The following is a 13,095-nucleotide window of genomic DNA, read 5'->3' as shown; positions in this document are numbered from 1 at the left end:
ATCGTCGCGGCTGAGGCCTCCCGCCCCGACCGCGCATCGATCGCCGACGCCCTGCAGCACCCCTGGGGCAGACCATCGTGCAGGCCCTGGTACGGGCCGGCGACAACGCGGACGAGGTGCTCGACCGCTTCCGCGGCGCCACGATGGCCGCCTGCGTCGGACCGGTCACCGCCGCGTCCCTGGTCGAGCAGGACGTGCCCGTGGTCACCCCGCACCGCTCGCGGCTGGGCGCCCTGGTCAAGGTCGTCACCGACGAACTACCCCGCCGGGCCGTCCGGCTCGGCGTCGCCGGAACAGTCCTGGAGATCCGCGGCCACGCCGTCCTCATCGACGGCCGCCTGCAGGCCCTGCCCCCGGCGGCGATGGCCATCCTCACCGCCCTGGCCGGCCGCCCCGGCGCCGTGGTCTCGAAGGACCGCCACGCCGCGGCCCTGCCCCGGGGCACCGACGGCCACGCCGTCGACGTGGCGATCGCCCGGCTCCGGACGGCCCTGGGCCCGGCGGGGCACATCGAGACCAACATCAAACGCGGCTACCGGCTGCGCGTCGCCGAGCTGGCCGGTTGACCGCCCCGACGACGGACCGGCCGCCGGTCCTGCTCGCGGTCGCGCACGGTACGCGCTCAGCGGCCGGCCAGGCGCAGATCCGCGACCTGGTGGACCGCATCGCGTGCCGGCGTCCCGACCTGGACGTGCGGCTGGCCTATGTCGACGTGCAGCAGCCCCGGGTCGGTGAGGCGATCCAGGGCCTGCGGGCGGTGGTGGTGCCGCTGCTGCTCTCGGCCGGCTACCACGTCCGGGTCGACATCGCCGAGGCGGTCGCGGCCAACGACGCTGTGGCCACGGCCCCGCTCGGGCCGGACCCGTTGCTGGTGCGCAGCCTGGAACGGGGGATCGCGGGGTCGGCGGCGGACGCTGTCGTGCTGGCGGCCGCGGGGTCGAGCGATCCGGCGTGGCGGGCCGACATCGCCGGGGTCGCGGCGCGGCTCGGGGCGCAGGTGGCTTACGCGTCGGGGGCTGAGCAGCGGGTGGCCGATGTGGTGGCCCGGCTCCGGGAGCAGGGGGCGCGGCGGGTCGCTGTTGCGGCTTACCTGCTGGCTGAGGGGTTGTTCTACCGGTCGCTGCACCGGGCCGGCGCGGATGTGGTGACGCCGCCGCTGTGCGCGGACCCGGCCGTGGAGGATCTGGTGCTGCGGCGCTACGAGGACGTGTGCGCGATGCAGCCGGCGGGCCGCTAGTCCTTGCCGCTCCGCGATGCGAACGCGATCAGTGTCAGCGCTGAAGCCACGCCCACGGTCGCGGCGATGGCCGATAAACCGTCCCCGCCATGCGCGTCCGCCATGGAGCGTCGTCCGAATCAAGCCTGTGTTTCTTCGGGTGACGAAGGTATTCTGATTAGCTTGAACCACGCTCGCGCAATCGCAGTCGAGCAATATCTTATTGCCGTCGACGCCGGGTCATCTTAGGGATGTCGACGGGCAACAGCCGGAATATCGGCTGTCGCGCCATCGCGGCGTCAGTATCACCGGATGGAACCGTCGCGGACATCAACAGAAGTGCCGAAGCGATCATGAACCAAGTGATCCGGGTGGGCCGTCGGCATTGCTGGCACTCGTAGTGACCCGAGCGTGGTCGCTCCTGGCAAAGATCCTTTCGGTACCTCGGCGGAGAGCACGTTCTCGACGACGATCCCGGTGTTGCAGTGCTGGAGTTCTACCAGACGCATCCAGGTCGCCTGACTGATACCACTTGTCCCAACCACCCTTAGCCCACTTGAGTTGCCATTTGGAATCGGTGTGGAGATAGTGTTGTCCTATCCAGCCCGGTCAGATGAACAAGGCCGTCCGTAGGACTCATTCCAACAACGACTGCGAGGACTGGTGATGGCAGAACCGATGTATCGGCAGATCGCCGAGGAGCTCCGTCGGCGGATCGAGAGCGGCGACCTTGCGCCGGGCACCAAGCTGCCCACGGAGCTGGAGCTCCGCGAGGAGTTCAACAACGCCTCGCGCAACACCGTGCGGGATGCCATCCGGTCGCTCACCCGCGGGGGCGTGGTGATCACCTGGCCGGGCCAGGGGACCTACGTCGTCGACCGGATCGTGCCGTTCGCCATCACACTGTCCACGGACAACGACACCGGCCTCGGCGGCGGTGAGGGTGTCGCCTACATGTCGGCGGCGCGGGCTCAGTTGCGCCGGCCGGACGCCACTGTGCCGAGAGTGGAGATCCAGCTCGCCGCCGGTCGGGTGGCGCGTGAGCTCCAGGTCAACGAGAGCTCGGCGATAGTGTCCCGGCACCAGAAGCTCAGCATCGACGGCAAGCCCTGGTCGATGCAGACGTCGTTCTACCCGATGAAATTCGTGGAGATGGGCGCGACCAAGCTGGTCGAGGCGACGAACATCGAACCGGGTGTCGTGCGGTACGTCGCCCAGAAGCTGGGTCTGGAGCAGGCCGGCTATCAGGACAAGATCCTGGCCCGGCCGCCGGACGAGAACGAGATCAGCTTCTTCAAATTGCCGGAGAACGGTGTCGCCGTCATCGAGACCGTCCGAACCGCCTACGAGAGGTCGGGGACTCCGATCAGATGCACAGTGACGGTCTGGCCGGCAGACCGGAACCGCCTGGTTTACAACATCGGTGATGTGCCGCCGGAGATCCGTTCGCCGGCCCAGGCCGAGGACATACCGAGCAGTACCGAAGACGAGCAAAGCTGAGCATCTGTCCCCACCAGATGTGCCCGGTCCCTGTCGGCGTGCCCCTCGAGCCGCATCACAGAAACGCAAATGATGAGAAATCTAGCTATCGAGCCCGTGGCGGCGTCGATCGAGGATCACCAGGCCATCGTCAACCTCATCAAGGGGGCGGCCAGCTGGCTGCCGACGATGGGCACTGACCAGTGGGCCAAGCCTTGGCCGTCGCTGGCGGAGCGGGACGAACGCATCCGCCAAGGACTGGAAACGGAATCGACGTGGATGGTGTGGGACGGCGCCACCGCGGTAGCGACCATCACGTCGTTCCTACACGGTAGTACGTTGCTGTGGACCGCGGAGGAGCGCCGCTTGCCGGCCGTCTACCTGCATCGCGTCTGCATCGACCGGGACTACGCCGGTCAAGAAATCGGGGCCAGGCTTCTCGATTGGGCCAGCGAAAGGGCCGCCGCCGAATACGGCGCACAGGTCTCCCGTATCGATGCGTGGTCCACGAATATCAAGCTCCATGACTACTACAGGGGTATCGGCTTCCGGTTTCTGCGCATGGTCCACGAAAGCCTCGACTACCCGTCCGGTGCGCTGTTCGAACGGCCGCTCGCCTCCGGCCCGACCGGCCCCTCGAAATGCCCAGCCTGATCAGTCGCCGCCATCCGCGGCCGGGTTGGGACTGACCATCTGGTCGGTGTGCGACACCGGCGATTCCGGTGGTAATCCGCTGTCGAACATCGGCACCCGGATGCAGAAGGGGAGTTCAGGTCGTGCTTGCCTTCCAGTCGGCCGGCTCGATCACCGGGGTCGCTCTGTATCGTCCTGGTGAGACTGCAGTCTGCCGGGACTGGGCTGGCGGCCTTGCTGACCCTGCGGGACGGGCTGGACGAGACGCTCCGGAGCTGGCCTCGGCTCTGATCGGTTCGATCTCACAACGGGGCCGGGGCGGTTGTAGGGTTTTTTGAACGCCGCGGCAATCGTCGCGGTCCGGTGAGGAAATGGTTACCGCCGAGCATCTTCGGTGTGACGGTGACCGAGACGCATTGCCCGTACTGCGCGCTGCAGTGCGGCATCGCGCTGACGCCTGAGATTCCCCGGGTGCGGCTGGAGCCGACCGAGTTCCCGGTCAACCGGGGTGGCCTGTGCGCCAAGGGCTGGACCGCGGCCGAGCTGCTCGACCACAAGGATCGGCTGCTCACGCCGCTGGTGCGCAAGGACCCCACCGACCGGGGCAGCCCGCTGCGGGAGGCGAGCTGGGATGAGGCGTACGAGCGCATCGTCGCCGGCATCGAGCGCTGTCAGCGGGAGTACGGCGTCGACAGCGTCGGTGCCTTCGGTGGCGGTGGTCTGACCAACGAGAAGGCGTACACGCTCGGCAAGTTCGTACGGGTGGCGTTGCGGTCCGCCTCGATCGACTACAACGGGCGTTTCTGCATGTCATCCGCCGCCACCGCCGCCAACCGTGCGCTCGGGGTCGACCGGGGGCTGCCGTTCCCGCTGGAGGATGTGGCCCAGGCCCGCACGGTGCTGCTGGTCGGGGCGAATCCGGCTGACGCCATGCCGCCGTCGATGCAGTATCTCGACGCCGGGCGGGCCGAGGGGGCGCGGCACATCGTTGTCGACCCGCGGCGTACGCCGACCGCCGCGGGCGCGTACCGGCATCTGCAGCCCCTGCCCGGCACGGACCTGGCGCTGGCCAACGGCCTGTTGCACATCGCGGTCCGGGAGGGCCTGGTCGACGAGGCCTACATCCGGGACCGGACCACCGGCTTCGACGGCGTGCGCGCGGCCGTCGCCGCCTACTGGCCGGAACGGGTCGAGCGGATGACCGGGGTCAGCGAGGCCGACCTGCGCGAGACCGTCCGGCTGCTGGCCACCGAGCGACCGTCGATGATCCTCACCGCTCGCGGGGCCGAGCAGCACAGCAACGGCACCGACACCGCGCAGGCGTATCTCAACCTCGCCCTCGCGCTGGGCCTGGTCGGGCGGCCCTACTCCGGTTACGGGACCATCACCGGGCAGGGCAACGGGCAGGGCGGGCGCGAGCACGGGCAGAAGGCCGACCAGCTGCCCGGCTACCGGCGGCTGGACGACCCGGTCGCCCGGGCGCACGTCGCCGGCGTCTGGGGCATCGACCCGGACGAGCTTCCGCAGCCGGGCAAATCCGCGTACGAGATGCTCGACCGGCTCGGCACCGACGGCGGGGTCCGCGCGCTGCTCGTGCTGGCCAGCAACATGGCCGTCTCCGCCCCGCACGCCGGGCACGTCATCGAGCGGCTGCGCGCGCTGGATCTGCTCGTCGTCTCCGACATCTTCCTCTCCGAGACCGCGGCGCTGGCCGACGTGGTGCTCCCCACGGCCCAGTTCGCCGAGGAGGAGGGCACGATGACCAACCTCGAGGGCCGGGTCATCCGCCGCCGGATGGCCCTCCCGCCGCCGCCGGACGTCCGCACCGACCTGCAGTTCCTCAGCGGGCTGGCGGACCGGCTGGGCCGCGGGCAGTTCTTCAGCGACGACCCGCGGACCGTCTTCGACGAGCTGCGCCGGGCCAGCGCCGGCGGGATCGCCGACTACGCCGGCATCACCTACGAGCGGATCGAGGCCGAGCAGGGCGTGTTCTGGCCGTGCCCGGCCGAGGACCACCCGGGTACGCCGCGACTGTTCGCCGAGTCGTTCCCGACCGCGGACGGGCGCGCGAAGTTCGTCCGCGTCGAGCACCGCGACCCGCACGAGATGCCCGACCGGGACTACCCGTACGTGCTCACCACCGGGCGCAACATGCAGCAGTACCAGAGCGGCAACCAGACCCGCCGGGTCTCCGCCCTGACCGTCTCGCTGCCCGAGCCCCGCGTCGAGCTGCACCCCGACCTGGCCCGCCGGCTCGGCATCGCCGACAGCGACATGGTCGAGCTGTCCAGCCGCCGCGGCCGGGCCGTGTTCCGGGCCCGGCTCAACCCCGGCATCCGGCCGGACACCGTCTTCGCGCCGTTCCACTGGGGCGGCGACCAGGCCGTCAACCTGCTCACCGACCCGGCCCTCGACCGGCACTCCAAGATGCCCGCTTTCAAGGCGTGCGCGGTCGCCATCACGAAAGGAACACCTAGGTGAACTCCACACCCCGCTTCCTGCAGGGCGTCCTGCCCTTCGAGGGCAAGGGCCTGGACCAGCCGGCCCCGATCGGCGTGCCGGGCTACGTCGTGCCCGCCGGCGTGGCCGCGCAGGCGGTCTACTTCCGCGGCGGCAACTCGGCCGACGAGCTGATCTGTGTCGTGCTGATGCGGGACGGCCGGCCGATGCGGTACTTCCCGATCGGGGCCAAGGCCGACGTGCACGTCCCGTTGCGGGTCGTCGAGGACCTCGACTCCGGTACGGCTGTCGAGCTGTGGCTGGCCGCACCGGCCGGCGTGACCGGCACCTTGGTCCTCGATCTCGGCCTGGTGGAGGTCTGATGGCCCCGCGACTGGTCGTCATCGGCAACGGCATGGCCGGCGCCCGCACGGTGGAGGAGATCCTCAGCCGCGGCGGCGACTTCGACATCACCATGTTCGGCGACGAGCCGTACGGCAACTACAACCGGATCATGCTGTCCAACGTCCTGGCCGGGGTCGAGGACGAGTCCGGCATCTTCCTCAACGACCTGAGCTGGTACGCCGACAACGGCATCACCCTGCACGCCGGCCGCCGGATCAGCCGCATCGACCGGTTCGCCAAGCAGGTGTACGCCGAGGACGGCACCGCCACCCCGTACGACAAGCTCATCATCGCCACCGGCAGCCGGGCGTTCGTCCCGCCGATCCCCGGCATCCACCGCCCCGGCCGCGGCTACCACCAGGGCGTCTTCGCGTTCCGCACGCTGGACGACACCCGCAGCATGATCCGCTACGCCCGCGAGCACGAGCGGGCCGTGGTCATCGGCGGCGGCCTGCTCGGTCTCGAGGCGGCCCGGGGCCTGCAGAACCACCTCTCGCACGTGACCCTGCTGCACGCCGCCGGGCACCTGATGAACACCCAGCTGGACGCCCAGGCCGGCGCGATCCTGCAGCGCAGCGTGGAGAAGCTGGGCATCGAGGTGGTCTGCGACGCGATGACCACCGAGATCCTCGGCAAGCACCAGGTCACCGGGGTCAAGCTGGCCGACGGCCGGGTCATCGACTGCGACGTGGTCGTGGTCGCCGCCGGCATCCGGGCCAACACCGACGTGGCCGCGGCCAGCGGGCTGGTGGTCGAGCGCGGCATCGTGGTCGACGACCAGATGCGCGCCCCGGACGAGCCGGACATCTACGTGGTGGGGGAGTGCGCCCAGCACCGCGGCGAGACGTACGGGCTGGTCGCCCCGCTGTGGGACCAGGCCAAGGTGCTCGCCGACCACCTCACCGGGCGGGACCCGCAGGCCGCGTACCACGGCTCCCGGATCGCCACCAAGCTCAAGGTGGCCGGGGTCGACGTCGCCTCGATGGGCCTGAAGGAGTCCGACCGTGCGGACGACGAGACGCTGGTCTTCAGCGAGCCCCGCAAGGGCATCTACAAGAGCGTGATCATCCGCGACGGCAGGCTGGTCGGCGCGACGCTGGTCGGTGACGTCAAGAAGGTCGCGTTCCTGATGCAGGCCTTCGACCGCGGGCTGGCGCTGCCCGAGGACCGGGTCGAGCTGATGTTCGACCTGGGTGGCCCGCCCGCCGAGGTGAGCGCGGCCGAGCTGGCCGACGACGCCCAGGTCTGCAACTGCAACGGCGTCACCAAGGGCACGATCGCCGAGACGGTGCACGGCGGCTGCAAGACGGTCAGCGGCGTGATGGACAAGACCCGGGCCGGCAAGGGCTGCGGCACCTGCAAGAGCCTGGTCGCGCAGATCGTCGAGTGGGCCGCCGGCGGCGCCGTCGAGGAGGACCCCAAGGCGAGCTGGTACGTGCCCGGCGTCCCGATGCCCAAGCCCGAGCTGATGGCCGCGATCCGCCGGTACGAGCTGCGCTCGGTGTCGTCGGTCTTCGCCAAGCTCGTGCCCGGCGGCGAGGAGGACGCCAAGAGCAAGATGGGCCTGGCCTCGCTGCTCAAGATGATGTGGGGCGAGGACTACATCGACGAGCGCGACGCCCGGTTCATCAACGACCGGGTGCACGCCAACATCCAGCGTGACGGCACGTTCTCGGTGGTGCCGCAGATGAAGGGCGGCGTCACCACTCCGGCCCAGCTGCGGCGGATCGCCGAGGTGGCCGAGAAGCATGCCGTACCCATGGTCAAGCTGACCGGCGGGCAGCGCATCGACCTGCTGGGGATTCCCAAGGAGACGCTGCCCAAGATCTGGGCCGACCTGGACATGCCCTCGGGCTACGCCTACGGCAAGAGCTTCCGCACGGTGAAGACCTGTGTCGGCTCGGACTTCTGCCGCTTCGGCGTGGGTGACTCCACCGCCCTGGGCATCGCCCTCGAGGAGCGCTACCAGGGCATCGAGGGGCCCGGCAAGATGAAGCTCGCGGTCACCGGGTGCCCGCGCAACTGCGCCGAGGCGTACGTGAAGGACCTCGGCGTGGTGGCCATCGACGGCGGCCGCTGGGAGCTCTACGTCGGCGGCGCGGCCGGCGCCCACGTCCGCAAGGGCGACCTGCTGGCCACGGTGGAGTCGCCCGAGGAGGTCATCACGCTGACCGGGCGCTTCCTGCAGTACTACCGGGAGAGCGCCAACTGGCTGGAGCGCACGTACGCGTGGGTGCCCCGCCTCGGCATCGAGCACATCCGCGCGGTGGTGGTCGACGACGCCGAGGGCATCGCCGCCGACCTGGACGCCGCGATGGCCGCCTCGGTCGCCGCCTACCGCGATCCGTGGAAGGAACGGGCCGAACCGGCCACCCCTGGTCAGTTCCGCACGTCGCTGCCGCTGGTCGTGCTGCCGCAGGTGCCGGTCCGATGAGGATCCTGGGGCCGGTCACCGACATCCCGCTGGGCGAGGGACGCACCTACGAGGTCGACGGCGAGATGGTCGCGGTCTTCCGGCTGCGCGACGGCTCGGTGCGCGCGCTGTCCGCCGTCTGCCCGCACCGCGGCGGGCCGCTGGCCGACGGCCAGATCGACAAAAAGGTGCTGGTCTGCCCGCTGCACCTGATGGCCTTCGACCTCACCACCGGCTGCTCGCTGTCCGGCATCAGTGATCTCACCGTCTACCCCGTCACCGTCGACGCCGACGGTCACCTCGTCATCTCGTCGCTCACCGCCTCGGAGGTCCCGTCATGACCGCAACCCTGGAACGCCCCGCGGCGAGAACCGTCCGCGGCCACTGGATCGACGACTGGCGTCCCGAGGACCGGACCTTCTGGGACACCACCGGCGCCCCGATCGCCCGGCGCAACCTGATCTTCTCGATCTTCTCCGAGCACATCGGCTTCTCGGTGTGGACACTGTGGTCGGTGCTGGTGCTGTTCCTCGGCCCCGCGTACGGCATCGACCCGGCCGGCAAGTTCCTGCTCACCGCCGTGCCCGCGCTGGTCGGAGGCGCGCTGCGGATCCCGTACACCTTCGCGGTGGCCCGGTTCGGCGGCCGCAACTGGACCATCATCAGCGCGTCCCTGCTGCTGATCCCGGCGGTGCTGGCCGCTTTCCTGATCGAGCCCGGCGTCTCGTACACGACGCTGATCCTGCTGGCCGCGATCGCCGGCGTCGGCGGCGGCAACTTCGCGTCGTCGATGGCCAACATCAACGCGTTCTACCCGGACCGGCTCAAGGGCTGGGCGCTGGGCATCAACGCCGGCGGCGGCAACCTCGGGGTCGCGGCGGTGCAGCTGGTCGGCCTGTTCGTGCTGGCCGTCTTCGGCGCCGGGCACCCGGGCATCGTCGCCGGCATCTACATCCCGCTGATCGTGGTGGCGGTGCTCGGCTCGGCGCTCAAGATGGACAACCTGACCCAGGCCCGCAACGAGAAGCGCGGCATGCGCGACGCCGCCCGCGAGGGCCACACCTGGATCATGGCACTGCTGTACATCGGCACCTTCGGCTCGTTCATCGGCTTCGGCTTCGCCTTCGGCCAGGTGCTGCAGGTGCAGTTCGCGGAGGACTTCAACACCCCGGTCAAGGCCGCCTACCTGACGTTCCTGGGCCCGCTGCTGGGCTCGCTGATCCGCCCGGTCGGCGGGGCGCTGGCGGACCGGCTCGGCGGCGCCCGGGTCACCTTCGCCAACTTCATCGCGATGGCCGCCGGCGCCAGCATCGTGCTGCTGGCCTCGCAACTGCGCTCGCTGCCGCTCTACCTGATCGGCTTCATCGCCCTGTTCATCTTCAGCGGCATCGGCAACGGCTCGACGTACAAGATGATCCCGCGGATCTTCGCGCTGAAGAACCCGGGTGACGAGCACGAGGCCCGCCGGCTGTCCGGCGCGGTGATCGGCATCGCCGGGGCGATCGGCGCCTTCGGCGGGGTGCTGGTGAACCTGGCGTTCCGGCAGTCGTTCCTGACCTACAAGACGGCGGACGCGGCGTACATCGCCTTCATCGCCTTCTACGCGCTCTGTGTGCTTGTCACCTGGGCCGTCTACCTGCGCTCGTCGAGCCGCAAGCTCGCCGGCGTCTGATCGGGACGCGTGGTCCGGCCCGGTCGTCCGTCGCGGACGGCCGGGCCGGGCTCATTCGCGGGGAGCGTGCAGGGCGCGGGGCAGTCCGGCCGCCCGTAACGCATCGGCGGCTGCGGCGTCGTCGGTGACCACGGCGTACAGGTCGGCGATCGGCGCGACCAGGTACGGACTGATCGAGCCGAACTTGGTCCGGTCGGCCAGGACCACCGTGTGCCGGGCCGCGCCGGCCATGGCCCGCTTGACCTGCGCGTCGGTGTCGGACTCGGCGGTCACCCCGACCTGCGTGTCGATCGAGCAGGCGCCCAGGAACGCCCAGTCGCCGCGGCGGGCCGCGAGAGCCGCCAGCGTGGCCGAGCCGGTCAGCAGGCGGCCCTCCGGCTGCCAGTCGCCACCGGTGACGGTGAGCTGGACCTGACGGTCGTCGGCGAACACGGCCGCGATGTCCAGGGAGTTGGTGATCACGGTGAGCGGGCGGGTGGTGAGCTGCCGGGCCAGCTCCTGCACGGTCGAGCCGGCGTCGAGGAAGATCGTCTGCCCGGGGGAGACCAGCGGCGCCGCGGCCGCGCCGATCGCCGCCTTGCCCTCGGTGTGCAGGTCCGAGCGGGCGGTCCAGGCCATCCGGGCCGGGTCCAGGGCAACCGCGCCACCGTGCGTCTTCTGCAGGTAGCCGCGGTCAGCCAGGACTTTGAGATCGCGCCGCACGGTGTCCTCGGACACGCCTTGCGCGGCCGCCAGCGCGGTCACCGTGACCCGGCCGTGGGCGACGAGCTCGGCCAGGATCCGGTCCTGGCGCTCGGCTGCGAACATCTGCGGGTTCCTTCCCGGTGATCCTGAGTTTTCTTGCTGGATTCTGCGGTTATCTGCATACTAAGCCCGTGGCCGAGATCTTCGCACCGTCCCCGGCGCCGGTGCGCCCGCGTCCGCCGTCGCTCCGGGTGGCCATCGGCGGCGGTGCGGCGTTCTTCCTGATCGGGCTGCTCGTCGCGGTGTACGGCCCGCTCATCCCCGTCCTGCGCGCGACCTTCGGCGGCTCGGCGACCGCGGCCAGCCTGCTGGTCAGCGCCCACTTCGCCGGATCAGTCCTCGGCGTGCTGACGGCGGGCGTGGCGGACCGGCGCAGCACCTTCCGCGCCCGGTTCGTCGTCGAGCTGATCGTGGTCGCGGCCGGCGCTCTCGTGCTGATGGCCGCCCCCGCCTGGCCGGTTCTGCTGGGCGGAGCGTTCCTGCTCGGACTCGGCTTCGGCGGGCTCGACCTCGACCTCAACGTCTACTTCGCGTCCGCGTACGGCGAGCGCGGCGCGGTGGTCCTCAACCTGCTCAGCGCCGCCTTCGGGGTCGGTGCCGTCGCCGGTCCGCTGCTGGTGGCGGCGACCGACGGGAACCGGCTCGCCATCGGGTGCACGTACGTGGTCATCGCCGTGGCGACGATACCGCTGCTGGCCGCCGCCCCGACCGTGCCGGCGGCAGGTCCGGCCCGGGACCGCGCGAAATCCGGCGGCCGGCCGCTGATCGTGGGCGCGTTCCTGGTGCTCTTCCTGCTCTACGTCGGCGCCGAGACCGGCGTGGCCAGCTGGGCCGCCACCTACCTCATCGAAGTCGTTGGTTCCAGCGCCGACACCGCCGCCGGGGCCACCGCGTCGTTCTGGGTCGCCTTCACCGTCGGCCGGCTGCTCGCCGCCCCGCTCAGCCTGCGTGTGCCGCCGGCCCGGCTGGTGCCCCTGACCCTGTTCCTGGCCACCGCGAGCATGGCCCTGGCCTGGTGGCCACCGGCGGCCGGCTACAGCTTCATCCTGACCGGTCTCTTCCTGGCCCCGGTGTTCCCCACCGCGCTGTCCTGGTTCGTCCAGGTCAACCCCGCGGCCGGCACGTCCACCGCGCTGGTGATCGCCGGGGCCAGCTTCGGACCGATCGTGATCTCACCGCTGATCGGCCTGACCCACGACGGGCTCGGGCCGGCCGCCATCGCGCCGGCCCTGGCCGCGGTCATCATCCTCGACCTCGGGCTGGCCGTCGCGCTGCGTCGCGTCCGCCGGTAGGCGCAGTTACGCCGGGCCGGTCAGGGTCTGCGCGACGGCCGGGGCCAGCATCGGCGTCAGCGGCAGCCGGGCGGTCAGCGTCGCCTGGAGGCTGTGGTACAGATCCGGCTTGCCCGGCCACACCGTCTCGGTCGGCACGTTCTCCGCGTCGAGCTGGTGGAACCACGAGCCGTGGTCGTGGTCGAGCTGGTACGCCGCCGCGTAGTCCCACCAGGTGCGGTACCAGGTCGCGTACTGCTCGTCGCCGAAACGCCGGTGCAGGGCCGCGGCGGCGCTGATCGCCTCGGTGGTCACCCAGTGCATCCGGTCGCGGACCACCGGCTCACCGTTCCAGTCGGTGGTGTAGACGAAGCCCGGCCGCCCGTCGACCGACCAGCCGTCGCTCACCGCCCGGTCGAACAGAGCCTGGGAGGCCCCGGCCAGCCAGGATTCCGCCGGGCGGGCGGCCTCGGCGTGCAGGAACAGCCGCGACCACTCCAGGCCGTGACCGACCGTGGCCCCGTACGGCTTGAACGGGTGGTCCGGCTGCTCACGGTGGAAGTCGGGCAGCGGCCGCCAGTGCTCGTCGTAGTGCTCCGGGATGCGCCAGTCGTGCGCCCGCGCGGTGTCGGCCACGAACCGGCAGACCCGCAGCGCCCGGTCCAGCCACGCCTCGTCGCCGGTCACGCCGGCGACCGTCAGCATCGCCTCGACCGCGTGCATGTTGCCGTTGATGCCCCGGTAGCCGTCCAGGACCGTGAAGTCGGCGTTCCAGGTGTCCACGCAGCGCCCGGCCTCGTCGTCCCAGAAGCGCTGGACGAAC

General features: G+C 70.7%; 12 protein-coding genes. 10 read left to right on the top strand and 2 right to left on the bottom strand.

Features of this window, described 5'->3' with window-relative positions; all coding sequences use genetic code 11:
• Positions 1-77: 77 nt before the first annotated feature.
• From AB0C29_RS13275 to AB0C29_RS13235, 9 genes are all read left to right on the top strand, one after another.
• Positions 78-566, top strand: a complete 489-nt coding sequence (locus AB0C29_RS13275; protein WP_360819548.1) for a winged helix-turn-helix domain-containing protein — start codon at positions 78-80, stop codon at positions 564-566.
• Entirely contained in the window at positions 563-1,237 is a 675-nt protein-coding gene (locus AB0C29_RS13270; RefSeq protein WP_360819545.1) for a CbiX/SirB N-terminal domain-containing protein, read from the top strand. Before AB0C29_RS13275 ends, AB0C29_RS13270 begins: the two co-directional genes overlap by 4 nt.
• A gap of 645 nt (positions 1,238-1,882) precedes the next feature.
• The gene (locus AB0C29_RS13265; protein WP_360819542.1) at positions 1,883-2,716 is read left to right on the top strand and encodes a GntR family transcriptional regulator; all 834 of its coding nucleotides are present in this window, start codon (positions 1,883-1,885) and stop codon (positions 2,714-2,716) included.
• 96 nt (positions 2,717-2,812) lie between these two features.
• Positions 2,813-3,349, top strand: coding sequence for a GNAT family N-acetyltransferase (locus AB0C29_RS13260; protein WP_360819539.1), 537 nt, complete (start codon positions 2,813-2,815; stop codon positions 3,347-3,349).
• A gap of 375 nt (positions 3,350-3,724) precedes the next feature.
• On the top strand, positions 3,725-5,809 hold the full coding sequence (locus AB0C29_RS13255; RefSeq protein ID WP_360819536.1) for a molybdopterin oxidoreductase family protein: 2,085 nt from the start codon (positions 3,725-3,727) through the stop codon (positions 5,807-5,809).
• Positions 5,806-6,150, top strand: coding sequence for a molybdopterin oxidoreductase (locus AB0C29_RS13250; RefSeq protein WP_360819533.1), 345 nt, complete (start codon positions 5,806-5,808; stop codon positions 6,148-6,150). The genes AB0C29_RS13255 and AB0C29_RS13250 overlap by 4 nt, the downstream gene beginning before the upstream one ends.
• Positions 6,150-8,606 (top strand): nitrite reductase large subunit NirB, encoded by a 2,457-nt coding sequence (gene nirB, locus AB0C29_RS13245; protein WP_360819530.1) that lies wholly within the window; start codon positions 6,150-6,152, stop codon positions 8,604-8,606. The genes AB0C29_RS13250 and nirB overlap by 1 nt, the downstream gene beginning before the upstream one ends.
• Positions 8,603-8,926, top strand: a complete 324-nt coding sequence (locus tag AB0C29_RS13240) for a Rieske (2Fe-2S) protein (protein ID WP_360819527.1) — start codon at positions 8,603-8,605, stop codon at positions 8,924-8,926. Before nirB ends, AB0C29_RS13240 begins: the two co-directional genes overlap by 4 nt.
• Positions 8,923-10,257 carry a nitrate/nitrite transporter gene (locus AB0C29_RS13235; protein ID WP_360819524.1) on the top strand — a complete coding sequence of 445 codons (1,335 nt, stop codon included), beginning with the start codon at positions 8,923-8,925 and terminating at the stop codon, positions 10,255-10,257. The genes AB0C29_RS13240 and AB0C29_RS13235 overlap by 4 nt, the downstream gene beginning before the upstream one ends.
• 51 nt (positions 10,258-10,308) lie before the next feature.
• Here AB0C29_RS13235 and AB0C29_RS13230 read toward each other — a convergent pair whose 3' ends face one another.
• Entirely contained in the window at positions 10,309-11,064 is a 756-nt protein-coding gene (locus tag AB0C29_RS13230) for a DeoR/GlpR family DNA-binding transcription regulator (RefSeq protein WP_360819521.1), read from the bottom strand.
• Positions 11,065-11,132: 68 nt separating this feature from the next.
• On the opposite strand from AB0C29_RS13230, the gene AB0C29_RS13225 reads away from it, so the two are divergent.
• The gene (locus tag AB0C29_RS13225) at positions 11,133-12,293 is read left to right on the top strand and encodes an MFS transporter (protein WP_360819518.1); all 1,161 of its coding nucleotides are present in this window, start codon (positions 11,133-11,135) and stop codon (positions 12,291-12,293) included.
• 6 nt (positions 12,294-12,299) lie between these two features.
• Here AB0C29_RS13225 and AB0C29_RS13220 read toward each other — a convergent pair.
• The coding region (locus tag AB0C29_RS13220) for an AGE family epimerase/isomerase (RefSeq protein WP_360819515.1) at positions 12,300-13,095 on the bottom strand (796 nt) is incomplete at its 5' end.

The organism is Actinoplanes sp. NPDC048791 (genome assembly GCF_040650095.1).
Lineage (GTDB): Bacteria > Actinomycetota > Actinomycetes > Mycobacteriales > Micromonosporaceae > Actinoplanes.
This window is presented reverse-complemented; position numbering and strand designations above follow the sequence as displayed.

What these genes read in the sequence shown, in the direction of transcription:
- AB0C29_RS13265 (WP_360819542.1), top strand. Translation starts at nt 1,883, where the DNA reads ATGGCAGAACCGATGTATCGGCAGATCGCCGAGGAGCTCCGTCGGCGG.
- nirB (WP_360819530.1), top strand. Translation starts at nt 6,150, where the DNA reads ATGGCCCCGCGACTGGTCGTCATCGGCAACGGCATGGCCGGCGCCCGC.
- AB0C29_RS13240 (WP_360819527.1), top strand. Translation starts at nt 8,603, where the DNA reads ATGAGGATCCTGGGGCCGGTCACCGACATCCCGCTGGGCGAGGGACGC.
- AB0C29_RS13235 (WP_360819524.1), top strand. Translation starts at nt 8,923, where the DNA reads ATGACCGCAACCCTGGAACGCCCCGCGGCGAGAACCGTCCGCGGCCAC.
- AB0C29_RS13230 (WP_360819521.1), bottom strand. Translation starts at nt 11,064, where the DNA reads ATGTTCGCAGCCGAGCGCCAGGACCGGATCCTGGCCGAGCTCGTCGCC.